Raw genomic sequence first — 22,469 nt, 5'->3', positions numbered from 1 at the left:
AGCACGCAAATCAGAGGGCCACCCGTCGCGGTGGCCCTTTTGTTTGAAGGGGAGCGCACGGGTCCCCTGAACTACACTGCGAAGCATGCGATTCACAGACCAAGATGCTATCGAATGGATAGCTGATCGGGCAGTTCCCACGAGGGACGGAGGCCAATTCAATGCATGACGACACCGTCCCCGACGACGCGCAGCCGCGCAAGCGTCGCAAGGGCATCTACATCCTGCCGAACCTGTTCACGCTGGCGGCGTTGTTCGGCGGCTTCTACTCGGTCGTGATGGCCATGAACGCGCGCTTCGACCTGGCCGCGCTCGGCGTGTTCGCCGCGATGGTGCTCGACAGCCTCGATGGGCGCGTAGCCCGCATGACCAACACGCAAAGCGCGTTCGGCGAGCAGATGGACTCGCTGTCCGACATGGTGTCGTTCGGCGCCGCGCCCGCGCTCATCGCCTACGAGTGGTCGCTCAAGGGGCTGGGGCGCTGGGGCTGGATCGCCGCCTTCGTGTACTGCGCCTGCGCCGCGCTGCGGCTCGCGCGCTTCAACGTCAACACGGGCGTGGTCGACAAGCGCTGGTTCCAGGGCCTGCCGTCGCCGGCGGCCGCGGCGCTCGTGGCGGGCTTTATCTGGCTCGTGAACGAATGGGGCAAGCGCGGTGGCGAGGTGCTGTACCTCTCGTGGACGCAGATCACCTGGGTCACCTTCGCCTTCACGCTGTACGCGGGCCTCACCATGGTGACCAACGCGCCGTTCTACAGCTTCAAGGACATCCAGATGAAGAAGAGCGTGCCCTTCGTCGTGATCGTTCTGATTGCGCTGGGCATCGCGGTCATCAACATCCATCCGCCGACGGTGCTGTTCAGCCTCTTCGTGGCCTATGGCCTGAGTGGCTACGTGGTGTACGCGTGGCGCAAGGCCAAGGGCCAGCCGGTGAGCGTGATCAGCACCTCGACCGAAGAGCCCGACGAGCGGGGGCTGCACAACTGAAGAAGCCCCGGGCCTTCACAGGCCCGCGAAGGCTGTGCTACATTCGCAACCCTCATGACCAAGATTTCGCTGCTGGCCCTACTAGCCCTCCCTCACGGGCGGAGACGGTAGCGCACGCGCTAATCCCTCATCACGGCCCGTTCGCACCAGCAACGGGCCGTTTGTCTTTTGGGGTTGCTGGTTGAGTTCCAACCATCACAGAGAAATCGACATGCTCAAGCAACCTCAAGCCAAATACCGCGCATTCGCCCCGATCGGTCTCAAGGACCGCACCTGGCCCGATGCCGTGCTGACCAAGGCCCCGATCTGGCTGTCGACAGACCTGCGCGATGGCAACCAGGCATTGGTCGAACCCATGGACATCGCGCGCAAGATGCGCATGTTCGAAACCCTCGTGGCCATCGGCTTCAAGGAAATCGAAGTCGGCTTTCCCTCGGCGTCACAGGTTGAATTCGACTTCGTGCGCAAGCTCATCGAAGAAGACCGCATTCCCGATGACGTGACGATTCAGGTGCTCACGCAGGCGCGCGACCACCTCATCGAACGCACCTTCGAAGCGTTGCAGGGCGCGCCGCGCGCCATCGTTCACCTCTACAACGCCGTGGCTCCGGTGATGCGCCGCGTGGTGCTCGGCATGGACGAAGACCAGATCGTCGAACTCGCGAGCAGCCATGCCCGCATGTTCAACGACTTCGCCGCAAAGCAGCCGAACACGAAGTGGACCTTCCAGTACTCGCCCGAGATGTTCTCGGGCACCGACGTGGTGTTCTCCAAGCGTGTGGTCGATGCGGTCACCGAAGTCTGGGCGCCGACGCCCGAGCGCAAGTGCATCGTCAACCTGCCCACCACGGTGGAGCATTCCACGCCGAACATCTTCGCGGACATGATCGAGTGGATGCACCGCAACCTCGCGCGCCGCGACTCGATCGTGCTGTGCGTGCACCCGCACAACGACCGCGGCACGGGCACGGCTGCTGGTGAGTTGGCCTTGATGGCGGGCGCCGAGCGCATCGAAGGCTGCCTCTTCGGCAACGGCGAGCGCACCGGCAACCTCGACCTCGTGAACGTCGCGCTCAACCTCTACACGCAGGGCGTCTCGCCGGAGCTCGACTTCTCGAACATCGACGAGATCCGCGCGACTGTCGAGCACTGCAACCAGATCCCGGTACACCCGCGCCATCCGTATGTAGGCGACCTCGTCTACACCTCGTTCTCGGGCTCGCACCAGGACGCGATCAAGAAGGCCTTCGCCGCGCGCAAGGACGGCGACATCTGGGACATCCCGTACCTCCCCATCGACCCGAAGGACGTAGGCCGCAGCTACGAAGCCGTGATCCGCGTGAACAGCCAGTCGGGCAAGGGCGGCATGGCCTACTTGCTCGAGAGCGAGTACGGCCTCGAGATGCCGCGCCGCCTGCAGATGGAATTCATGCAGGTCGTGCAGCGTGTGATGGACGTGGGCGGCAAGGAGCTCACCGCCGCCAACCTCTGGCAGATCTTCGTGAACGAATACGGCATCGAGACCGCCAAGGCCCTGCAGCACCGCGTGATCCAGGAAGAAGGCGAGGGCGCCGAGGCCACGGTGGTGCTGCGCGGTGACCTGCCATGGGACGGTGAAACGCGCGCCATCGAAGGCCGCGGCAACGGACCGATCGACGCCTTCACGCAGGCGCTGAGCCAGGCCACCGGCCACACGGTGCGCGTCATGGACTATCACCAGCACGCCATCGGCGCGGGCGCCGACGCCAAGTCGGTGGCTTATCTCGAGCTGCGCGTGGACGAGTCGCAGACGCTGTTCGGCGTCGGCATCGATGCGAACGTGATCTCGGCCTCGCTGAAGGCGATCGTATCGGGGGTGCAGCGGGCCAGGGGCCGGGGCGCGCGCAGCGCACAATCGGTGGCTGAAGTCGCCTGACGCACCGGCACCAGCCGCACGCGCAAGGTGGGAACGAACCAAGGAGATCCACGATGACCGACCAACTCATTATTTTCGACACCACCTTGCGCGACGGCGAACAGTCGCCCGGCGCCTCGATGACGCGCGACGAAAAGTTGCGCATCGCCAAGCTGCTGGAGCGGCTCAGGGTCGACGTCATCGAAGCCGGCTTTCCGGCCAGTTCGAACGGCGACTTCGAGGCCGTGAAGGCCATCGCCAACGCGATCAAGGACTCGACGGTGTGCGGCCTGTCGCGTGCCAACGACCGCGACATCGCGCGCGCGGCCGAGGCCCTGAAGGGTGCGGCGCGCGGGCGCATCCACACCTTCATCGCGACCTCGCCGCTGCACATGGAAAAGAAGCTGCGCATGTCGCCCGACGAGGTGCATGAGCAGGCCAAGCTGGCTGTGCGCTTTGCGCGCAACCAGATCGCCGACGTCGAGTTCAGTCCCGAAGACGGCTACCGCAGCGACCCCGACTTCCTGTGCCGCGTGCTCGAAACCGTGATCAACGAGGGCGCCACCACCATCAACGTGCCCGACACCGTCGGCTACGCCATCCCCGAGCTGTACGGCAACTTCATCAAGATGCTGCGCGAGCGCATTCCCAACAGCGACAAGGCGATCTGGTCGGTGCATTGCCACAACGACCTGGGCATGGCGGTGGCGAACTCGCTGGCGGGCGTGAAGATCGGCGGCGCGCGCCAGGTCGAGTGCACGATCAACGGGCTGGGCGAGCGCGCGGGCAACTGCTCGCTCGAAGAAGTGGTCATGGCCGTGAAGACGCGCAGAGACTACTTCGGGCTCGACCTGAACATCGACACCCAGCACATCGTGGCCGCCAGCCGCATGGTCAGCCAGACGACCGGCTTCGTGGTGCAGCCCAACAAGGCCGTGGTGGGCGCCAACGCGTTCGCACACGCCTCGGGCATCCACCAGGACGGCGTGCTCAAGGCGCGCGACACCTACGAGATCATGCGCGCCGAAGACGTGGGCTGGACCGCCAACAAGATCGTGCTGGGCAAGCTCAGCGGCCGCAACGCCTTCAAGCAGCGCCTGCAGGACCTGGGCGTGACGATGGAAAGCGAAACCGAGGTCAACGCCGCGTTCGCGCGTTTCAAGGAGCTGGCCGACCGCAAGTCCGAAATTTTCGACGAAGACATCCTGGCGCTGGTCAGCGCGGAAGAGCTGTCGCACGTTGGTGAACAGTTTGCTTTCGTCTCTCTCTCCCAGCACAGCGAAACCGGCGAACGGCCTCAAGCCAAGATCGTGTTCACGGTCCAGGGCAAGGAAGTCACCAGCGAATCCGACGGCAACGGGCCGGTCGATGCGTCGCTCAAGGCCATCGAGGCCCACGTCAAGAGCGGCGCCGAGATGGTTCTTTACTCTGTAAACGCCATCAGCGGCTCGACGGAAAGCCAGGGAGAAGTTACAGTCCGGTTACAAAACGCAGGGCGGGTGGTCAACGGTGTGGGTGCAGACCCAGACATCGTGGTCGCTTCGGCAAAGGCTTATTTGAGTGCGCTCAACAAGTTACAGAGCCAAGCTGAGAGAGTGGCGGCACAAGGTTAGGTTTTCAGGCGTTCCTTGGTATTCGAATGAAGAAGAGGATGCAAGTAACTGATATTGCGTGTCTTTTTTGATTTCGATACACTGCGGTCCTCGTTTGTTGCCGCTGGAGATTTATTGATGCCTGAAACCCGTCTACGTCGAGTTTCCATCCAGCGGTTCCTACCCGCCTTCAAGTTCCTCGCCGTGGCGCTGTGCGCCTCGGCGTTTTTGCTGCCTGGCGCCCAGGCCGCGAAGAAGGAAAAACCCGCTGCCGCCAAGTCCGCCGTCGCCAAGAAGGCGAAGGCACCTGCCGAGGCCAAGCAACGCAATGCGTCCGCTTCCAAGGTGGCGCGCGGCGGTCGCGCCGAGCAGGCCGACAAGGTCGTGCGCGGTGGCCGCAATGTCGTTGCCACCATCCACAAGAAGAACGGCAAGACCGTCGTCGCCGTGCAGCGCCGTTCGGTGGTGCGCGTCGAGACGCCAGCCCGCCAGTCCTTCGGCCAGATGGCCGGCCTGCACAGCACCGACGACGCGCTCGACCTGAAGTCGAGTGTCGCCCTGGTGATCGACCAGGACACCCACGAAGTGCTGTTCAGCAAGAACGACCACGCCGTGCTGCCGATCGCTTCGCTCACCAAGCTCATGACCGGTCTGCTGATCAGCGAGGCCCATCTGCCGAACGACGAACTCATCACCATCACGCAGGACGACGTCGACACCGAAAAGGGCAGCCGTTCGCGCCTGACCGTCGGTACCACGCTGTCGCGCGGCGAGCTGCTGCACCTGGCGCTGATGTCCAGCGAAAACCGCGCAGCGCATGCGCTGGGCCGCACCTACCCGGGCGGCCTCACGACCTTCGTGAGCATCATGAATGCAAAGGCCCGCATGCTCGGCATGAAGGACACGCGCTACGTGGAGCCCACGGGCCTGTCGAGCCGCAACCAGTCGAGCGCGCAAGACTTGGCGCTGCTGGTCAACGCCGCCTATTCGGACGCCACCGTGCGTTCGCTGTCCACGTCGCCGGAATACCAGGTCGAAGTCGGCAACCGCGTGCTGCAGTTCAACACCACCAACCGCCTTGTGAAGAGCCCGGAATGGGACATCGGCCTGCAGAAGACCGGCTACATCTCCGAAGCCGGCCAGTGCCTCGTGATGCAGGCCAAGGTGGCCGGGCGCAAGCTGATCATGGTGTTCCTGGATTCGGCCGGCAAGTTCAGCCGCATCGCCGACGCCGAGCGGGTTCGCCGCTGGGTCGAGGCCACGCATGCTGTGTCGGGGCCGCGCGGCTTCCAGGTCGCTGGCTGAGATTGATTGAGTGGGGAGGCCGTCCAGCGGCCTGCCTGCTGCTCTCTTGTAGGGCCCACCGGCCGACTCGCCGGGAAGAAGAGAAAAGACAGAGTCGAAAGCAAACGGGCGCTCAGGCGCCCGTTGTCACGTTCGCACCCGACGCAGGCGTTGCAGCCATGCCGTCCTTGAAGCCCAGCGCGCCCGAGATTTCGTTGGCGGTTGCCTGCAGCTTGGGCAGCCAGCCTTCGTCGAGGCGATCCGCCGGGGCCGAGATCGACAGGCCCGCCACCAGCTTGCCCTGGTCGTCGTAGATGCCGGCCGCCATGCAGCGCACCCCCAGTTCCAGTTCTTCGTTGTCGCGGGCGATGCCGTACTGGCGCGCCTTCGACAGCTCGCGCTCGAGCGCGGGCAGCTGGGTGATGCTGTTGCGGGTGTGGCCGGCCAGGCCGGTGCGCGTGGCGTAGCTGCGCACGCGCTGCGGATCGTCGGCGGCCAGGAACAGCTTGCCGGTCGAGGTCAGGTGCAGGGCGGCGCGGCCGCCGATGGCGCGCACCACCTGCATGCCCGAGCGCTCGCTGTAGGCGCGCTCGATGTACACGATCTCGTCGCCCTGGCGCATGCTGAGGTTGACCGGCTGCTGCGTGAGCTTGTGCAGCTCGCGCATCGGCCCCAGGGCTGCGTCGCGCACGTTCAGCCGGCCCTTGACCAGGTTGCCCAGCTCCAGCAGGCGCATGCCGAGGCGGTAGCTGCCGGCTTCGGGGCGGTCGACGAAACGACCGACCGCGAGGTCATTGAGGATGCGGTGCGTGGTCGACGGGTGCAGCCCCGTCTTTTCGCTGATTTCCTTCAGCGAGATCGCTTCTTCGCGCGAGGCCAGGACGTCGATCAGCGAGAACATGCGCTCGATGACCTGGATGACGGGAGTGGCGGGAACGTCGGATAGGTTTTTTCTCATGGCGCAATGCGGTGATGACCGTGCGCCATTTTACCTTGTGAAATCGCTCGGTGCCTGCCAGTGGCCGTCCACCAACACTTCGTGCGGGGAAAAGCGCGCTTTGTAGTGCATCTTGGGGCTGCGCTCGATCCAGTAGCCCAGGTAGACGTGCGGCAGCCCCAGCTTGCGGGCCTGCTCGATCTGCCACAGCACGCTGTAGGTGCCGTAGCCGGCACCGTCCTCGGGCTCGTAGAAGGTGTAGACGGCCGAGATGCCGTCGCTCAGCACGTCGAGGATCGACACCATCTTCAGTGCGCCGGGGCTGCCGTCGGGCAGGGTTTCGCGAAACTCGACCAGCCGTGAGTTGACGCGGCTTTGCAGCAGGAACTGCGTGTACTGGTCGATGCTGTCGTGGTCCATGCCGCCGCCCGAGTGGCGGCCGGTCTGGTAGCGCAGGTAGAGCTGGTAGTGCTCGGGCACGAAGCACAGCTTGAGCACGCGCGCCTGCAGGTCGGCGTGCTGCTTGGCGGTGCGGCGCTGGCTGCGGTTCGGCTTGAAGCTGTGCGCCAGCACGCGCAGCGGGATGCAGGCGCGGCAGCCGTCGCAATACGGCCGGTAGGTGAACATGCCGCTGCGCCGGAAGCCGCTGAGCACCAGGTCGGAGTAGGCGTCGTTGTGGATCAGGTGGCTGGGCGTGGCCACCTGCGAGCGGGCCTGGCGATCCGGCAGGTAGCTGCAGGGGTAGGGCGCCGTCGCGTAGAACTGCAGCGTGTGAAGCGGAAGATCCTTGAGGTGCGTCACGTCACGTCACGTCGAAAGAGGAGGTCGCTCGGAAAGGAGTTCGGACCAGTATACGGGGTCGAATTGCCACTGCGGGCCCTCCTGTTTTCGGGCCTGGGCCACGTGTGCGACGAAGCGCGCGCGCGGCATTTCGCGGGCGCCGAGGCTGGCCAGGTGCGCGGTGTTCTGCTGGCAGTCGATCATCGCGATGCCGGCGCGTCGGCACAGCGCGACCAGTCCGGCCAGCGCGATCTTCGAGGCGTCGGGGCGGCGCGTGAACATCGATTCGCCGAACACGGCCCGGCCCAGCGCCACGCAGTAGAGCCCGCCCGCCAACTCGCCGTCGATCCAGGTTTCGACGCTGTGCGCGTGCCCGGCGCGGTGCAATTGCGTATAGGCCTTCACCATGTCCGGCACGATCCAGGTGCCCGACTGGCCGGCGCGCGCCGACTGCGAACACGCCTGGATCACTGTTCCAAAATCGTGATCGATGCGCAGCTCGCAGCCCGGCGTCGCGGCAAAACGGCTCAGCGTCTTGCGCAGCGAGCGATGCAGCCGGAAGTCGTTCACCCGCAGCACCATGCGCGGGTCGGGGCTCCACCACAGGATCGGCTGGTCGTCGCTGAACCAGGGGAAGACGCAGCGACTGTAGGCTTGCATCAGAGTATCGACATCGAGGGAGCCGCCGGCCGCCAGCAGGCCGGGCACCGGGTCCCGTTCGTCCCACGCCGAAGCGGGGTCGGGCAGTGCATCTCCGGGTTCGAGCCAAGGCAGTTGTCGCATGGATGCAGGTATACACGGCTTCTCGAAAACGCAAGCCAGTTGAGGGAAAATCCCGCTCACACGGGAACAGTCCACAAGGCTGCGGCCCTGGTGCCACCGCCGATGGCACGCGAGACAACCCCACAAGACCCGTCGAAAAACCTATAGTGCACAGCTTGCTTTCGCAGTACCACAGCGGATCCGGCAGGCATGTGCAGGGCGCCGGGGATCAGCACAAGAGGACCACGTTGACCACTGAACCCAATCCCACGCGCTTCGGCAGCGGCCAGGCGGTGCGCCGCCTCGAGGACGAAAGCCTGCTCGCAGGCGCCGGCCGTTACACCGACGACGTCACGCTCTCCGAGCAGGCGCACCTCGTTTTTCTCCGATCCCCTTATCCGCATGCGCGCATCGTGTCCATCGACACGTCCGCGGCCGTCGGCATGCCCGGCGTGCTGCGCGTGATCACCGGGGCCGACCTGGCCGAGGCCGGCGTCAAGCCGATGCCCGGCGCGGCCGGCTTCAAGCGCGCGGACGGCAGCGACAGCGCCAGCCCGCCGCGCCGCGCCCTGGCGCACGAGCGCGCGCGCTTCGTCGGTGAACCGGTCGCGGCCGTCATTGCCGACACCGTGCAGCAGGCGCGCGATGCGGCCGAAGCCGTCATGGTCGACTACGAAGAGCTGCCGATGGTGGTCGACCTGCCGGGCGCGACCGCCGACGGCGCGCCGCTCCTGTGTGAGGAGGCCACGGGCAACATCGCCGCCGAGATGCGCCATGGCAGCAGCGAAGCCGCCACCGCCGCCTTCGAGCGCGCCGCCCACGTGATCGCCCTGGACGTGAACAACCAGCGCGTGGTCGCGCTCACCATCGAGCCGCGCGCCGTGCTTGCCACGCACGACAGCAAGACCGACCGCCTCACGATCCGCATGAGCACCCAGATGCCGTCCGGCGTGCGCGATTCGGTCTGCGCGGCCATTGGCCTCGCCAAGGAAAAAGTGCGCGTGGTCGTGGGCGACGTCGGCGGCGGCTTCGGCATGAAGACCGGCGCTTACCCCGAGGACATCGCGGTCGCCTACGCCGCGCTGCAGGTGGGCCGGCCCGTGAAGTGGGTGGCCGACCGCAGCGAAGAGTTCCTGTCGAGCGCGCACGGCCGCGACATCGAGGCGCGCGCCGAAATGGCCCTGGACGCCGACGGCAAGATCTTGGCCCTGCGCATCAAGACGCTCGCCAACGTGGGCGCCTACGCCACCGGCACTGGTGTCGCGATCCAGCTGCTCATCGGCCCGTGGGTGCAGACCAGCGTCTACGACATCCAGACCATCGACTTCCATTTCAAGGCGGTGCTCACCAACACCGCGCCCACCGGCGCCTACCGCGGCGCGGGCCGGCCCGAGGCCATCTTCACCATCGAGCGCCTGATGGACGAGGCCGCGCGACAGACCGGCATCGACCGCATCGCGCTGCGCCGGCGCAACTTCATCCGCCCCGAGCAGATGCCCTACAAGAACCCGATGGCGCAGACCTACGACACCGGCCAGTTCGAGTCGGTGATGGACCAGGCGCTGCAGCTGGCCGACTGGCAGGGCTTCGAGGCCCGCGCGGCCGAGTCGGCGGCGCGCGGCAAGCAGCGCGGCCTGGGCATCGCCACGTTCCTCGAATGGACCGGCGGCAACGTGTTCGAAGAGCGCGTGACCGTCTCGGTGCAGGCCGATGGCGTGATCGAGGTGTTCTCGGCCGTCAACGCCATGGGGCAGGGCATCGCGACCTCGCTCGCGCAGCTGGCTGTCGATGCCTTCGGCGTGCCGATCGAGAAGGTGCGCGTCGTGCTCGGCGACACCGACCGCGGCGACGGCTTCGGCAGCGCCGGCTCGCGTTCGCTCTTCACTGGCGGCTCGGCCGTGCGCATCGGTGCCGAGCGCACCATTGACAAGGCGCGCGAACTCGCGGCGCAGGAGTTCGAGGCCTCCATCGACGACATCGTCTACAGCCGCGGCACCTTCATCGTGGCCGGCACCGACCTCGAGCTCGACCTGTTCACCCTGGCCGCCAAGCAGCCGGGGCGCGAGATCTTCGTCGACTCCACCAGCACCGTGGCCGGCCCGAGCTGGCCCAACGGCTGCCACATCTGCGAGATCGAGCTCGACCCGCCCACCGGCGAGATCAGCGTCGTGGCCTACAGCTCGGTCAACGACGTGGGCCGCGTGGTCAACCCGATGATCGTGCGCGGCCAGCTCGAAGGCGGCGCGGTGCAGGGCATCGGCCAGGCGCTGTACGAGCAGGTGGTGTACGACAGCGAAACCGGCCAGCCCGTCACCGGCAGCCTCATGGACTACGCCGCGCCGCGCGCCGACATCGTCGACACCATGTTCCAGATGGAAATGGACGAATCCACGCCCTGCAAGAACAACCCGCTGGGCGTGAAGGGCGTGGGCGAGCTGGGCACCATCGGCGCCACGCCGGCCATCGTCAACGCGGTGGCCGACGCCTTCGCACGCAACGGCCTCGGCGCCCGCGCGCCCCGCCTGCACATGCCGCTGAGCCCGTCGCGGGTCTGGCAGGCCATGCAGACGATCGACTGAGCGCCGCCGGCCGGTGATCGAAGGGCGACGAAAGTCATCATGCGCGTCACCACCGAACTGCAGACCGACGCGATCCGCGTCTCGACCTACCGCTGCGACGCGGGCGTCGGCGCGGCGCCGTTCACCGAGATGCACGAGACGCACTCGGTCTCGTACGTGCGCAAGGGCAGCTTCGGCTGCCGCGCGCTCGGCCGCGATTACGAGCTGGTGGCCGGCGCGGTGCTGGTCGGCGCACCGGGCGACGACTACGTCTGCACCCACGAGCACTTTGCCTGTGGCGACGAGTGCCTGTCGTTTCACTTCTCGCCGGGCTTCGTCGACCTGATCGGCGCCGATCGGCGCAGCTGGCATGCCTCGGCGTTGCCGCCGCTGCCCGAACTCATGGTGCTCGGTGAACTCGCGCAGGTCGCGGTCGAAGGCGGCAGCGACGTGGGCCTGGACGAGCTGGGCATGGGCTTCGCCAGCCGCTTCCTCGACGTGGTGAAGGGGCGCGGCAAACCCGCGGCGCCGCCGCCATCAGCCACGCCGCGCGACCGCCGCCGCGCGGTCGAGGCCGCGACCTGGATCGAGGCCCACGCCGCCGGCGAGATCGGCCTGGAAGACGCGGCCGCCCAGGCGGGCCTGAGCGCCTTCCATTTCCTGCGGTTGTTCTCCCAGGTGCTGGGCGTCACGCCGCACCAGTACCTCGTGCGCTCCCGGCTGCGCCGCGCGGCGCGCCTGCTGGCGGACAGCGACCTGGCCGTGACCGACGTTGCCCTCGAAGCCGGCTTTGCCGACCTGAGCAACTTCGTGCGCACCTTCCACCGTGCGGCCGGTGTGTCGCCGCGCGGTTTCCGGCTTGCTGCCAAGGGCGACCGCAAGATTTTCCAAGACCGCCTGGCCGCGCTGCTTCACGATGACCGCTTGATCCACCCTTCAAGCAGGAAGTCATCGCCATGTACGACCACATCGGACTGAAAGTCAAAGACCTCGCCGCCAGCCGGCGCTTCTACGAAGCCGCGCTCGCGCCGCTCGGCCACGTGCTGGGCTCCCACGACGACGACAGCTACGCCGGCCTCGGCCCGGCCGGCGAACCGGCGCTGTGGCTCTATGCCGCGAAAGGCGCCAAGGGCCCTGGCACGCACATCGCGTTCCGCGCGCCCGACCACGCCGCCGTCGCCGCCTTCCACAAGGCCGGCCTGAAAGCCGGCGGCACCGACAACGGCGGCGCGGGGCCGCGCGCCGACTACAGCCCGACCTACTACGCGGCCTTCCTCATCGACCCCGACGGCAACAACGTCGAGGCCGTCTGCCCCTGACACGAAAGGCATCGACCCCATGGCCACCGTCTACAAGGAATTCATCGTCGAGGCCGACGCCGCGCAGGTGTGGGACGCGCTGCGCGACTTCGGCGCCGTGCACACGCGCCTGGCGCCGGGCTTTCTCACCGGCTGCGAACTCGACGGGCAGGGCGCCCGCATCGTCCACTTTGCCAACGGCCTCGTGGCGCGCGAGCTTCTCGTGGCGCTCGACGACGAGAACCGGCGGCTGGCCTACACCGTGACCGACGGCAAGGCCACGCACCACCACGCATCGGCCCAGGTGTTCGCGCACGGCGAAGGCCGGTCGCGCTTCGTCTGGATCACCGACGTGCTGCCCGACGGGCTTGCGGCCTACGTCGAACCCATGATGGCGCAGGGCGGCGCCGCGATGAAGAAGACGCTGGAGAAAGCCAGCGCACAATGAGCACGCCGATGACCCCTGCCGCGAGCGAGATCCTGGCGGTCGTGCAGCGCTACGCGCAGGCCTGGGCCGCGAACGACCTCAAGGCCATCGTCGACTGCTACCACGACGAGGTCGTCTTTCACTACTTCGGCCGCAGCCCGCTCGCGGGCACGCACCGGGGCAAGGCGGCCTGCCTCGCGGTGCTCAAGCAGGTCAAGGAGCGCACGAACCGCCGGCTGGTCGCGATCCGCGACGTGCTGGCCGGCGAGCACTTCGGGCTGATCGTCGCCGTCGAGCAGTTCGAGCACCAGGGGCGCCCGGTCGAGCTGGAGCGCCAGCTGCGCTACGCAGTGAAGGACGGCAAGCTCAGCGAATGCTGGATCTACGACGAAGACCAGCGCTGGGTCGACGAGGTGCTGTCGTCGCCCGCCGCTCAGAAGTCTTCGAGCGGCAGCCCCACGTAGTTTTCCGCCAGCGCGGTGGACGCCGCGCGCGAATGCACGAGGTAGTCGAGCTCGGCTTCCTGGATCTTCTGGCCGAAGGCGCCCGTCTCGGGAAAACGGTGCATCAGCGAGGTGAACCACCACGAGAAGCGCTCGGCCTTCCAGACCCGGCGCAGGCACAGGTCGGAGTAGCGGTCCAGCGCCGAGGCCGACTTCTCGTTGTAGAAAATCTCCAGCGCGCGCGACAGGTACCCCACGTCGGCCGTCGCAAGGTTGAGCCCCTTGGCGCCGGTCGGCGGCACGATGTGCGCGGCGTCACCGGCCAGGAACAGCGAGCCGAAGCGCATCGGCTCGGCCACGAAGCTGCGCAGCGGCGCAATGCTCTTTTCAAGCGACGGGCCCGTCACCAGCCGTTCGCGGGCCTGGGGGTCCAGGCGCGCGCGCAGCTCGTTCCAGAAGGCCTCGTCGCTCCAGTTCTCCACCTTCTCTTCGGTCGGCACCTGCACGTAGTAGCGCGAGCGCGTGGCGCTGCGCATGCTGCACAGCGCAAAGCCGCGCTCGGTGTTGGCGTAGATGAGTTCGTGCGACACCGGCGGCACGTCGGCCAGCACGCCGAGCCAGCCGAAGGGGTAGACCTTCTCGTAGGTCTGGATCGCGTCGGCCGGCACGCTGGCGCGGCTCACGCCGTGGTAGCCGTCGCAGCCGGCGATGAAGTCGCACTCGATCTCGTGCGTCTGGCCGTCTTTCTCGTAGCGAACGCGCGGCTTGGCCGAATCGAAGTCGTGCAGGCTGACGTTGGCTGCGCTGTAGATCGTCGTGAGGCCTTCGGCCGTGCGCGCTTCCATCAGGTCGCGCGTCACCTCGGTCTGGCCGTACACCGTGACCTGCTTGCCGCCCGTGAGGTCGTGCATGTCGATGCGGTGGCGCGCGCCCTTGAACAGCAGCTCGATGCCGTCGTGCGGCAGGCCCTCGGCCTTGGCGCGGGTGTCGACGCCCGCGCGCGCCAGCAGGTCCATCGTGACCTGTTCGAGCACGCCGGCGCGGATGCGGCCCAGCACGTAGTCGCCGCTCTGGCGCTCCACGATGATGTTGTCGATGCCTGCCTTGTGCAGCAGCTGGCCGAGCAGAAGGCCGGCGGGGCCTGCGCCGATGATGGCGACCTGGGTGCGCATGTTCGTGTCTCCGAAAGGGTTTTGCGAAGCGTAGGGCGCGGCCGGCCGGTTGGGGCGGTGGCTGGCGAGGCTCTGTGCGATCATGCGAACGCGTGCGCGATCATCGCGCAACACTTCTTCAGCCGACCGATCCACGACGAACTCCCGACGACGAATGACCATCGCCCGCGCCGACTTCATCGAGGGCATCGCCAAGGGCATGGCGGTGCTCGAAAGCTTCGACACCGAGCGCCAGCGCCTGAATGCCACGCTGGCGGCCGAGCGCGCCGGCCTCACGCGCGCCGCCGCCCGGCGCCACCTGCTCACGCTGGCCCACCTGGGCTACCTGGAAACCGACGGCAGCTACTTCTGGATGGCACCGAAGGTGCTGCGCTTCTCGGGCAGCTACCTGGCCTCGTCGCGCCTGCCGCGCGCCTTGCAGCCCACGCTGAACCGGCTCGCCGCGCAGACCGGCGAGTCGTTCTCGGCCGTGGTGCTCGACGGCGAAGAGGTGGTCATCGTCGCGCGCAGCGGCAGCTACGGCACGCCGACGCGCGTGCTGGCCTACGGCCTGCACCTGGGGGCGCGTCTGCCGGCCCACGCCACCTCGACCGGGCGCGTGCTGCTGGCCGCGATGGCCGCCACGCAGCTCACGCAGTGGCTCAAGGGCCGGCACCTGGCACGGCTCACACCGCACACCATCACCCAGGCGCGCGCGCTGCGCCAGCGCATCGCGCAGGTGCGCAAGGACGACTACTGCTTCGCCAGCGAAGAGCACGAACTCGGCGTGCAGGCGCTGGCGGTGCCGCTGCGCGACATGCAGGGCCACACGGTGGCGGCGCTCAACGTGGTGCTGTCGGGCACGCGCTACCAGGAAGAGACCTTGCAGCGCGAGATGCTGCCGCTGCTGTTCGAAGCGGCGCGCGAGGTGCGCTCCCTCCTGTGAACGCAGGCGCGCTGAACTTTCGGCGCCGGCGCGGCCTCGAACCCCCGAAACGGACATCCACCATGCGACTCCTGCTTCTCGAAGACGACGTGATGATCGGCGAGGCCGTGCTCGACCTGTTGCGGGCCGAACAGTACGCGGTCGATTGGGTCAAAGACGGCGACGCCGCCGAATCCGCATTGCGCACCCAGCAGTACGACCTCGTGCTGCTCGACCTGGGCGTGCCGCGCCGCGACGGCCTGGAAGTGCTGCGTGCCCTGCGTGCGCGCAAGCAGCGCATGCCGGTGCTGATCGCCACCGCGCGCGACTCGGTGCAGCAGCGCATCGAAGGCCTCGACGCCGGCGCCGACGACTACGTGCTCAAGCCCTATGACCTCGACGAGCTGCTGGCCCGCATCCGTGCCTTGCTGCGGCGCGCATCCGGGCGCGCCGAGCCGGTGTACGAGCATATGGGCGTGAGCATCAACCCCGCCACGCGCGAGGTCGCGGTGAACGGCGAGCCGGTGGTGCTCTCGGCGCGCGAGTGGGCCGTGCTCGAGCCGCTGCTGGCCCGCCCGGGCATGGTGCTTTCGCGCGCCCAGCTCGAAGAGAAGCTCTACGGCTGGAAGGACGAGATCAGCAGCAATGCGGTCGAGGTCTATGTGCACGGCCTGCGCAAGAAGCTGGGCGCGGAGCTGATCCGCAATGTGCGCGGCGTCGGCTACATGGTGCCAAAACTATGACTCCCCCCCAGGCTTCGCGCACTTCGTGTCGCTTCTCCAACCCCCTACCGGGGGCGACGCCCACGGCCCGGCAAAGCCGGTTCCGTGGCGTCCCACGAACGGAACGTGCATGAACAAAGTTCTGAGCAGCCTGACCGGATCGCTGCGTGCGCGGCTGCTGGTGTTCCTGCTCGCGGCCATCGTGCTCGCGGCCGGCGCGCAGGCGCTGGTGGCCTACCGCACGGTGCTGAAAGAGGCCGACGACATCTTCGATTACCACATGCAACAGATGGCGCTGTCGCTGCGCGCGGGCCTGCCGCCGAGCGCGGCCGTGGGCGGGCTCGGCGGCGCGGAACAGAACTTCGATTTCGTGGTGCAGGTGTGGACGGTCGACGGCGTGCGCATCTTCGAGTCGGCCGAAGAGGCTGCGTTGCCGCAGCTCGCGGTGCTGGGCTTTGCCGACGTGCGCGCGCGCGGCACGACCTACCGCGTGTTCTCGATGCAGACGCGCGGGCTGGTGATCCAGGTGGCGCAGGACATGGCGGCGCGCCGCCACATGGCCGGCTCGCTCGCGCTGCGCACCATCGTGCCCGTGGCGCTGATGGCGCCGCTGTTGATGCTGGTCGTGTGGTGGGTGGTGAGCCTGTCGCTGGCGCCCGTGGCGCGCGTGCGCCGGCAGGTGGCATCACGGCAGGCGGACGACCTCTCGCCCGTGAGCGAGGAGAACCTGCCCGAAGAAGTGCGTCCGCTGGTGCAGGAGCTCAACCTGTTGTTCGGCCGCGTGCGCCATGCCTTCGACGCGCAGAAGCACTTCGTGGCCGATGCCGCGCATGAACTGCGTTCGCCGCTGGCGGCGCTCAAGCTGCAGGTGCAGGGCTTGCAGCGCGCGCCCGACGATGCGGCGCGCACGCTGGCCGTGAGCCGGCTGTCGGCCGGCATCGACCGCGCCACGCGCCTGGTCGAGCAGATGCTGGCGCTGGCCCGTCACGAGGCCAGCGTGGCCGCGGGCGCCAAGCCCGAGACGGTCGATCTGACCGAGGTGGCGCGCCTGGCGATCTCCGATGCGGTGGCCGCCGCGCAGGCGCGCCGCATCGACATCGGCGTGGCGCAGTCCGACGCGGGCGCGACCGTGAGCGGCCAGCCCGAGGCGCTGCGCATGCTGCTGCGCAACCTGATCGACAACGCCGTGAAGTACACGCCCGAAGGCGGGCGGGTCGACATCGGCCTCGTGAAGCGCGCCGACGCGGTGGAGTTGCGCGTGGACGACAGCGGCCCCGGCTTGCCCGAGGCCGAGCGTGCGCGCGTGCTCGATCGCTTCTACCGCTCGGGCGAGCAGCAGGCGCCAGGCAGCGGGCTGGGGCTGGCCATCGTGAAGTCGATCGCCGACCTGCACGGCGCCACGGTGGCATTGGAAAAGTCCGCGAGCCTCGGCGGGCTGTGCGTGCGCGTGGTGTTCGCTGCCCCAGAGAAAGTGGATTCCGTTTAAGCGACGCCTAAGTCAAGGCCGCGACATTCCCTTCATCGTGTTTGCGCTTCGGCGCAGGATTGAAAGGAATCGAAGAATGAAAACCGCCTTGACTTCCCCCCGTGCCCTCGTGATCGCGCTGGCCAGCGCCGGCGTGATCGGTGCCGTCGGCGCCGGTGCCTACACCAGCGCCCGTGCCGTGAACGCCCCGGCCACCACCGCTGCCGCGGCCGCGCCGGCCGCGATGGTCACCTTGCCCGACTTCTCGACCATCACCTCGCGCGACGGCCCGGCCGTGGTCAACATCAGCGTGACCGGCACCGAGAAGGCCCCGGACGACGACACGATGGCGCAGCTGCAGGGCATCGACCCGGACGATCCGATGTTCCAGTTCTTCCGCCACTTCCAGGGACAGATGGGACCGCGCGGCCAACAGCAGCAGCGCGCCGTGCCGGTGCGCTCGCAGGGCTCGGGCTTCATCGTGGACCCGAGCGGCATCATCATGACCAACGCCCACGTGGTGAAGGACGCGAAGGAAGTCACCGTCAAGCTGACCGACCGCCGCGAGTACCGCGCCAAGGTGCTGGGCGCCGACGCCAAGACCGACATCGCGGTGCTCAAGATCGACGCCAAGAACCTGCCCGTGCTCGCGCTGGGCAACACCAAGGACCTGAAGGTCGGCGAATGGGTGCTGGCCATCGGTTCGCCTTTCGGCTTCGAGAACACCGTGACGGCCGGCGTGGTGAGCGCCAAGGGCCGCTCGCTGCCCGACGACAGCTACGTGCCCTTCATCCAGACCGATGTGGCCGTGAACCCCGGCAACTCGGGCGGGCCGCTGCTCAATGCGCGCGGCGAGGTGGTCGGCATCAACTCGCAGATCTACAGCCGCAGCGGCGGCTACCAGGGCGTGTCGTTCGCCATTCCGATCGACGTGGCCGTACAGGTGAAGGACCAGATCGTCGCCACCGGCAAGGCCACGCATGCGCGCCTGGGCGTGGCGGTGCAGGAGGTGAACCAGGCCTTCGCCGATTCGTTCAAGCTCGACAAGCCCGAGGGCGCGCTGGTCTCGAACATCGAGAAGGGCGGCCCCGGCGACCATGCCGGCCTGAAGGCGGGCGACGTGATCCGCAAGGTCGACGGCCAGGCCATCGTGTCGTCGGGCGACCTGCCGGCCGTCATCGGCCAGCAGGCGCCGGGCAAGAAGGTCACGCTCGAGGTGTGGCGCCAGGGCGAGCGCCAGGAGCTGCAGGCCAAGCTGGGCGATGCCAGCGACAAACCGGCGCAGGTCGCCAAGGCCGACAACACGGCGGGGCAGGGCAAGCTCGGCCTCGCGCTGCGCCCGCTGCAGCCGCAGGAACAGCGCGCGGCCTCGGTCGACGGTGGCCTGCTGATCGAGGACGTGGCAGGCCCGTCGGCGATGGCCGGGGTGCAGGCCGGCGATGTGCTGCTGGCCATCAACGGCACGCCGGCCAAGAGCCTGGAGCAGGTGCGCCAGGCGGTGGCCAAGGCCGATAAGTCGGTGGCGCTGCTGATCCAGCGCGGCGAGGACAAGATCTTCGTGCCGGTGCGCCTGGGCTGACCGACCCGTGCGCGCTCAGGGCAGCGCGCAGGGCCAGTCGAGCGACACGCGCGTGCCGCCGGCCTGCGCGTCGGCCCGCTCGATCTGCAGCCGCGCCCCGATGGCCTGCGCCCGCGAACGCATGTTCGCCAGGCCGTGGCCACCGGGGCGTTCGTTCGCCGGCAGCCCGCGGCCGTTGTCGGTGAGCACGATGCGCACCAGCGGCGGCGTCTGCTCGCCGTGCCAGCCCACATGCATCACGATGCGCGTGGCGCCCGCGTGCTTCAGCACGTTGGTGAAGGCCTCCAGCAGGATGCGTTGCAGCTGCAGTGCGGCCTGCGCGGCAAAGGGCGCGAGCGTGGGGATGAGCGCCACGTCCCACACCAGCTCGATGCCGGCGGCATCCAGCCGGGGCTGCAGGCGGTAGCGCAGCGTGGCCAGCACGGTCGTCAGGTCGTCGTGCATGGGCTGCAGCGAATCGACGGCCATGCGCATCTCGTCGAGCGCCAGCTTTACGTGCTCCTCGACCACGTCGCGGTTGGGCGCGGGCTGGTTCACCACGTTGAGCAGGCCCACGAGCTGCGAGCCCACGCCGTCGTGGATCTCCCGCATGATGCGCTGGCGCTCCAGCAGCACGGCCTGTTCTTCCTGCTGCTTGCGCACGGTTTCGAAGGCGCCGCGCAACTGCTCCTCGCGCTCGGCCACGCGCGCTGCGAGGTTGGCGTTGAGCGAGCGGTAGTCGGCCACGGTGCGGCTGTAGCGCTCCACCACCAGACCGGCCAGGATCATCACGAAGAAGAAGATCGCGTGCGAGGTGAGCGTGTAGTAGGCGCCGCCGAACAGGCCCATGCGCACCAGCAGCAGGTCGTGCGCGCCGGCCAGGATGGCCAGCGTGCCCGCCGCCATCAGCACGCCCGCGATGCGCCGCCGCGCCACCAGCGCGCCGTGCACCACGTAGGGCAGGCAGATGGTGCTCGTGACCTGCAGGATCGCCAGCCCGGTGGTCCACAGCGCCGGCAGCGCGAAGGCGAAGGAGGCACAGGCCAGCACCACCGACAGCGCCAGCGCCCCGTAGATGGAGCGCACCAGCCACGGCGGGTTGCGGTCGAGCACCAGCAGCACGAAGCGCGCGATCAGCCCGATGTGGCAGGCATAGCAGACCGCCACCACGGCGCCCCACAGCGGCCAGGGCACGGGGCCTTCGGTCAGCACGCGGTCGAGGTTGCGCGCCACGCCCGAGAGCGCGGCCAGCGCGAAGCAGCCGTAGAGCGCATCGCGCTGGCGCAGCCACAGCCCGGCGGCCAGGCCGCCCATCAGCAGCAGGCTCACGGCGTAGACGATGGCCGAGGTGTTGCGCCAGTTCTGCTGCGAGCGGTGCAGCGGGGCCAGGGAGGCCTCGGGGCCGTAGAGCACGCTGGCCAGCCCGCCGCCGCGCTGGCGCTGGATGGTGGCCTGGATGAGCAGCTCCTGCGGCTGGCCGTCGCCGCGTCGCAGCGCGGCGGCCAGCGGGATCAGCAGATTGGCCTTGCCTGCGTCGTAGGCCGGGTCGCCGAGCACGCCGTAGTTGGCGACCAGCGCGCCGTTGAACCACACGGCGGCCTGGTTGCCCAGGCCCGACATCAACAGCGCCTGGGCGTCGTCCGCGCGGGCGGCGTCGGGGGGCAGCACGATGCGGTAGCTGGCCTTGCCGCCGCGCCCCGGAAACTCGTGGTCCCAGCGAAAGGGCAGCGCCACCTGCCGCACCTGCATCGGCAGGCCGTCGGGTTCGAGGCTGGCTTCGGCCCAGTCCACGTCGGTGGTGCCCGGCGGGTTGGCGGCTTGGGCGAAGGGCACTGCGAGAGCCAGCCACAGCAGCAGTAGCAGCAGCGCGGCCCGCAGGGGGGAAAGGAAAAAGGCGGGGCGGTTCACGCGGCTAGGAAAGCCGGCCTGGAGGACGGGTCGCCAACACGGCTTCCGAGGGAGGGGGCGCATCCAGCTTGCCGTAGATGTTTCTGATATGGGTTTGAACCGTCGATGCGGAGACTCCCATCTGCGCGCCGATTTCGGCATAGGTGAAACCACGAGACACCCGGTCGAGCACTTCGGCCTCGCGCGACGAGAGGTGCCCGGGCGCGCCGTCGGAGGCCTGCCAGCGGCGCAACAGCTGCCGCGCGATGCCTGGCGGCAGCGGGGAGCCACCGGTGCCCAGGTGGCGCAGGTGCGCCGCCAGGTCGGCCTCGGTGCCGTCCTTGAGCAGGTAGCCGCGCGCGCCGGCCTCGAAGGCCTGCACCATGTGGGTCTCGTCGCCGAAGATCGTCAGCACCATCACCGCGCAGGCCGGCTGCATGCGGCGGCATTGGCGGATCACCTGCAGGCCGGGGTGGTCGGGCAGGCCGAGGTCGACCAGCAGCACATCGACCGGGTTGTCCGTGAGCCAGTTCAGGATGTCGACCGCGTTCGAGGCGCTGAAGGCCAGCGCCAGCGCGGGGTCGGCGCCGATCACGCGGGCGATGCGCTCGCGCATGCCGCTGTCGTCCTCGACCACGGCGACCTGGGTGGCGGTCAGGGGCATGGCGGGCTTCCGCAGGCGAGACCGGGGCCGAGGCGCATGGGCAGATCCGTTTCCGTTCGGAGGTTGCAGGTGCCGCAAGCCTATCGACCGGTATCGGGCGAGCCCATCCTATAGACGGGGGATGGGGGTACCCTGCCGGCGCGCGATGGTGTCCAGCCGTGCGGCGACCTGCGCCACGTGCTGCACCAGTTCGGGAGGCGACTCGATCTCGATGTCGTGGCCCAGGCAGCCCAGCCACACGGCCAGCGCGTCGAGCGAACTGGCGCCGGTCACGACGCGCGTGCGGCCCGCGTCGAGGGCCTCGGGCACGCCGCCTACCCAGCCCAAGTGCGGTTCCAGCGCCGCGGGCGGGGCATGCACGACCACGCGCGCGTGGTGCAGGTAGGGCGACACCTTGAGCGCGTGTTCCATGTAGGCCTCGACGTCGCCCAACGGCAGGCGGCGCGCGGTGAAGCGCGCGCCCGTCGGTTCGGCGTCGACGATGCGGTCGAGGCGGAAGGTGCGCCAGTCCTGGCGCGCCGTGTCCCAGGCCAGCAGGTACCAGCGCTGGCCGGTCTGCACCACGCGGTGCGGCTCCACCGTGCGCGCCGTGGCCGTCTGGTGGTGGTCCTGGTAGCCGAAGCGCAGTTCGCGCCGCTCGGTGCAGGCCTCGGCGAACATCGACACCGCCTTCACGCGCACGCCCGACTTGCTGCGCATCACCGGCACCACCGAAGCGCGCACGCTGCCCAGGCGGCGCTGCAGCCGCGGCGGCATCAACTGGTCGAGCTTGGCGAGGGCGCGCATCGAGGCGTTGCCGATGTCGCCTTCACCCGTGCCGGCATGGCCGAGCGCCAGCGCCACCGCAATGGCTTCCTCGTCTTCCAGCAGCAGCGGCGGCAGGGCGCTGCCCGCACCCAGCCGGTAGCCGCCGGCCACGCCCGAGGTGGAGTCGACCGTGTAGCCGAGGCTGCGCAGCCGGTCGACGTCGCGGCGCAGCGTGCGCTCGGTGATCTCCAGGCGCTCGGCCAGGGCGGCACCAGTCCAGGCGCGCTGGGCCTGGAACAGCGCGAGCAGGCGAAGCAGGCGGGCGGAAGCGGACAGCATGGGCCGCATCATGCCTGCGATCGAGGACAGAATCTGTCCGCAATGGGTCG

The 22,469-nt window shown here is 68.4% G+C and carries 20 protein-coding genes; 13 read left to right on the top strand and 7 right to left on the bottom strand.

The genetic code is table 11. The features are described from left to right. Nucleotides 1-161: 161 nt before the first annotated feature. The 4 genes from pssA to ACAM42_RS19325 all read left to right on the top strand — a co-directional run bounded on the left by pssA (nucleotide 162) and on the right by ACAM42_RS19325 (nucleotide 5,777). On the top strand, nucleotides 162-986 hold the full coding sequence (gene pssA / locus ACAM42_RS19340) for a CDP-diacylglycerol--serine O-phosphatidyltransferase (RefSeq protein WP_062478071.1): 825 nt from the start codon (nucleotides 162-164) through the stop codon (nucleotides 984-986). A gap of 211 nt (nucleotides 987-1,197) precedes the next feature. Next, the gene (gene leuA / locus ACAM42_RS19335; protein WP_369629062.1) at nucleotides 1,198-2,901 is read left to right on the top strand and encodes a 2-isopropylmalate synthase; all 1,704 of its coding nucleotides are present in this window, start codon (nucleotides 1,198-1,200) and stop codon (nucleotides 2,899-2,901) included. Nucleotides 2,902-2,954: 53 nt separating this feature from the next. Beyond that, nucleotides 2,955-4,493 (top strand): 2-isopropylmalate synthase, encoded by a 1,539-nt coding sequence (locus tag ACAM42_RS19330; protein ID WP_070060915.1) that lies wholly within the window; start codon nucleotides 2,955-2,957, stop codon nucleotides 4,491-4,493. A gap of 117 nt (nucleotides 4,494-4,610) precedes the next feature. After that, nucleotides 4,611-5,777, top strand: coding sequence for a serine hydrolase (locus ACAM42_RS19325; protein ID WP_095950197.1), 1,167 nt, complete (start codon nucleotides 4,611-4,613; stop codon nucleotides 5,775-5,777). A gap of 112 nt (nucleotides 5,778-5,889) precedes the next feature. Here ACAM42_RS19325 and ACAM42_RS19320 read toward each other — a convergent pair whose 3' ends face one another. Genes ACAM42_RS19320 through aat form a run of 3 tightly spaced genes read right to left on the bottom strand, consistent with a single transcriptional unit; the run spans nucleotide 5,890 to nucleotide 8,256 of the window. Further along, nucleotides 5,890-6,714: an IclR family transcriptional regulator gene (locus tag ACAM42_RS19320; RefSeq protein WP_070060913.1), complete on the bottom strand. Its 825-nt coding sequence runs from the start codon at nucleotides 6,712-6,714 to the stop codon at nucleotides 5,890-5,892. Nucleotides 6,715-6,744: 30 nt separating this feature from the next. Continuing rightward, nucleotides 6,745-7,494, bottom strand: a complete 750-nt coding sequence (locus tag ACAM42_RS19315) for an arginyltransferase (RefSeq protein WP_062478083.1) — start codon at nucleotides 7,492-7,494, stop codon at nucleotides 6,745-6,747. A 6-nt stretch (nucleotides 7,495-7,500) separates the two neighbouring features. Continuing rightward, the gene (gene aat, locus ACAM42_RS19310; RefSeq protein ID WP_095745522.1) at nucleotides 7,501-8,256 is read right to left on the bottom strand and encodes a leucyl/phenylalanyl-tRNA--protein transferase; all 756 of its coding nucleotides are present in this window, start codon (nucleotides 8,254-8,256) and stop codon (nucleotides 7,501-7,503) included. A gap of 227 nt (nucleotides 8,257-8,483) precedes the next feature. Between aat and ACAM42_RS19305 the strand changes: the two genes are divergently transcribed. From ACAM42_RS19305 to ACAM42_RS19285, 5 genes are read left to right on the top strand one after another with little or no spacing between them, the layout of a single operon-like run. Next, nucleotides 8,484-10,814 carry a xanthine dehydrogenase family protein molybdopterin-binding subunit gene (locus ACAM42_RS19305; protein WP_070060911.1) on the top strand — a complete coding sequence of 777 codons (2,331 nt, stop codon included), beginning with the start codon at nucleotides 8,484-8,486 and terminating at the stop codon, nucleotides 10,812-10,814. Between the two features lie 39 nt (nucleotides 10,815-10,853). After that, nucleotides 10,854-11,771, top strand: coding sequence for an AraC family transcriptional regulator (locus ACAM42_RS19300; RefSeq protein ID WP_095745520.1), 918 nt, complete (start codon nucleotides 10,854-10,856; stop codon nucleotides 11,769-11,771). After that, complete coding sequence (locus ACAM42_RS19295; protein ID WP_369629061.1) at nucleotides 11,750-12,112, top strand: VOC family protein; 363 nt, start codon at nucleotides 11,750-11,752, stop codon at nucleotides 12,110-12,112. Before ACAM42_RS19300 ends, ACAM42_RS19295 begins: the two co-directional genes overlap by 22 nt. A gap of 19 nt (nucleotides 12,113-12,131) precedes the next feature. Continuing rightward, a complete protein-coding gene (locus tag ACAM42_RS19290; protein ID WP_369629060.1) occupies nucleotides 12,132-12,539 on the top strand; it encodes an SRPBCC family protein in 408 nt (135 codons plus the stop codon). Nucleotides 12,540-12,547: 8 nt separating this feature from the next. Continuing rightward, nucleotides 12,548-12,982: a nuclear transport factor 2 family protein gene (locus ACAM42_RS19285; RefSeq protein WP_369629059.1), complete on the top strand. Its 435-nt coding sequence runs from the start codon at nucleotides 12,548-12,550 to the stop codon at nucleotides 12,980-12,982. On the opposite strand, the gene pobA is transcribed toward ACAM42_RS19285, so the two are convergent. After that, on the bottom strand, nucleotides 12,952-14,133 hold the full coding sequence (gene pobA, locus ACAM42_RS19280; RefSeq protein ID WP_369629058.1) for a 4-hydroxybenzoate 3-monooxygenase: 1,182 nt from the start codon (nucleotides 14,131-14,133) through the stop codon (nucleotides 12,952-12,954). The two genes, ACAM42_RS19285 and pobA, sit on opposite strands and share 31 nt — an antisense overlap. 154 nt (nucleotides 14,134-14,287) lie before the next feature. Between pobA and ACAM42_RS19275 the strand changes: the two genes are divergently transcribed. From ACAM42_RS19275 to ACAM42_RS19260, 4 genes are all read left to right on the top strand, one after another. Beyond that, nucleotides 14,288-15,058: an IclR family transcriptional regulator C-terminal domain-containing protein gene (locus tag ACAM42_RS19275; protein WP_070060906.1), complete on the top strand. Its 771-nt coding sequence runs from the start codon at nucleotides 14,288-14,290 to the stop codon at nucleotides 15,056-15,058. Nucleotides 15,059-15,120: 62 nt separating this feature from the next. Then, nucleotides 15,121-15,780 (top strand): response regulator transcription factor, encoded by a 660-nt coding sequence (locus ACAM42_RS19270; RefSeq protein WP_056580229.1) that lies wholly within the window; start codon nucleotides 15,121-15,123, stop codon nucleotides 15,778-15,780. Nucleotides 15,781-15,889: 109 nt separating this feature from the next. Further along, nucleotides 15,890-17,245 carry an ATP-binding protein gene (locus ACAM42_RS19265; RefSeq protein WP_369629057.1) on the top strand — a complete coding sequence of 452 codons (1,356 nt, stop codon included), beginning with the start codon at nucleotides 15,890-15,892 and terminating at the stop codon, nucleotides 17,243-17,245. Between the two features lie 76 nt (nucleotides 17,246-17,321). After that, complete coding sequence (locus ACAM42_RS19260) at nucleotides 17,322-18,803, top strand: DegQ family serine endoprotease (protein ID WP_369629056.1); 1,482 nt, start codon at nucleotides 17,322-17,324, stop codon at nucleotides 18,801-18,803. A 15-nt stretch (nucleotides 18,804-18,818) separates the two neighbouring features. On the opposite strand, the gene ACAM42_RS19255 is transcribed toward ACAM42_RS19260, so the two are convergent. The 3 genes from ACAM42_RS19255 to ACAM42_RS19245 form a co-directional block, all read right to left on the bottom strand. Continuing rightward, the gene (locus tag ACAM42_RS19255) at nucleotides 18,819-20,690 is read right to left on the bottom strand and encodes a sensor histidine kinase (RefSeq protein ID WP_369629055.1); all 1,872 of its coding nucleotides are present in this window, start codon (nucleotides 20,688-20,690) and stop codon (nucleotides 18,819-18,821) included. 4 nt (nucleotides 20,691-20,694) lie between these two features. Continuing rightward, entirely contained in the window at nucleotides 20,695-21,333 is a 639-nt protein-coding gene (locus ACAM42_RS19250) for a response regulator transcription factor (RefSeq protein WP_082818203.1), read from the bottom strand. A 108-nt stretch (nucleotides 21,334-21,441) separates the two neighbouring features. Continuing rightward, nucleotides 21,442-22,419 (bottom strand): helix-turn-helix transcriptional regulator, encoded by a 978-nt coding sequence (locus tag ACAM42_RS19245; protein ID WP_369629054.1) that lies wholly within the window; start codon nucleotides 22,417-22,419, stop codon nucleotides 21,442-21,444. Nucleotides 22,420-22,469: the final 50 nt, after the last annotated feature.

Origin of the sequence: Variovorax sp. V35, from assembly GCF_041154465.1 — a bacterium.
Classification (GTDB): domain Bacteria; phylum Pseudomonadota; class Gammaproteobacteria; order Burkholderiales; family Burkholderiaceae_C; genus Variovorax; species Variovorax boronicumulans.
The sequence above is the reverse complement of the archived record's forward strand: the minus strand, read 5'-3'. Positions and strand labels throughout refer to the sequence as shown.

Bases quoted from the DNA above. Each gene is read 5' to 3' on its own strand.
- ACAM42_RS19250 (WP_082818203.1), bottom strand. From the start codon at position 21,333: ATGCCCCTGACCGCCACCCAGGTCGCCGTGGTCGAGGACGACAGCGGC.
- ACAM42_RS19275 (WP_070060906.1), top strand. From the start codon at position 14,288: ATGACCATCGCCCGCGCCGACTTCATCGAGGGCATCGCCAAGGGCATG.
- aat (WP_095745522.1), bottom strand. From the start codon at position 8,256: ATGCGACAACTGCCTTGGCTCGAACCCGGAGATGCACTGCCCGACCCC.
- ACAM42_RS19270 (WP_056580229.1), top strand. From the start codon at position 15,121: ATGCGACTCCTGCTTCTCGAAGACGACGTGATGATCGGCGAGGCCGTG.
- ACAM42_RS19325 (WP_095950197.1), top strand. From the start codon at position 4,611: ATGCCTGAAACCCGTCTACGTCGAGTTTCCATCCAGCGGTTCCTACCC.
- ACAM42_RS19330 (WP_070060915.1), top strand. From the start codon at position 2,955: ATGACCGACCAACTCATTATTTTCGACACCACCTTGCGCGACGGCGAA.
- ACAM42_RS19300 (WP_095745520.1), top strand. From the start codon at position 10,854: ATGCGCGTCACCACCGAACTGCAGACCGACGCGATCCGCGTCTCGACC.
- ACAM42_RS19265 (WP_369629057.1), top strand. From the start codon at position 15,890: ATGAACAAAGTTCTGAGCAGCCTGACCGGATCGCTGCGTGCGCGGCTG.
- ACAM42_RS19245 (WP_369629054.1), bottom strand. From the start codon at position 22,419: ATGCTGTCCGCTTCCGCCCGCCTGCTTCGCCTGCTCGCGCTGTTCCAG.
- pobA (WP_369629058.1), bottom strand. From the start codon at position 14,133: ATGCGCACCCAGGTCGCCATCATCGGCGCAGGCCCCGCCGGCCTTCTG.
- leuA (WP_369629062.1), top strand. From the start codon at position 1,198: ATGCTCAAGCAACCTCAAGCCAAATACCGCGCATTCGCCCCGATCGGT.
- ACAM42_RS19290 (WP_369629060.1), top strand. From the start codon at position 12,132: ATGGCCACCGTCTACAAGGAATTCATCGTCGAGGCCGACGCCGCGCAG.
- pssA (WP_062478071.1), top strand. From the start codon at position 162: ATGCATGACGACACCGTCCCCGACGACGCGCAGCCGCGCAAGCGTCGC.
- ACAM42_RS19285 (WP_369629059.1), top strand. From the start codon at position 12,548: ATGACCCCTGCCGCGAGCGAGATCCTGGCGGTCGTGCAGCGCTACGCG.
- ACAM42_RS19260 (WP_369629056.1), top strand. From the start codon at position 17,322: ATGAAAACCGCCTTGACTTCCCCCCGTGCCCTCGTGATCGCGCTGGCC.
- ACAM42_RS19320 (WP_070060913.1), bottom strand. From the start codon at position 6,714: ATGAGAAAAAACCTATCCGACGTTCCCGCCACTCCCGTCATCCAGGTC.
- ACAM42_RS19295 (WP_369629061.1), top strand. From the start codon at position 11,750: ATGTACGACCACATCGGACTGAAAGTCAAAGACCTCGCCGCCAGCCGG.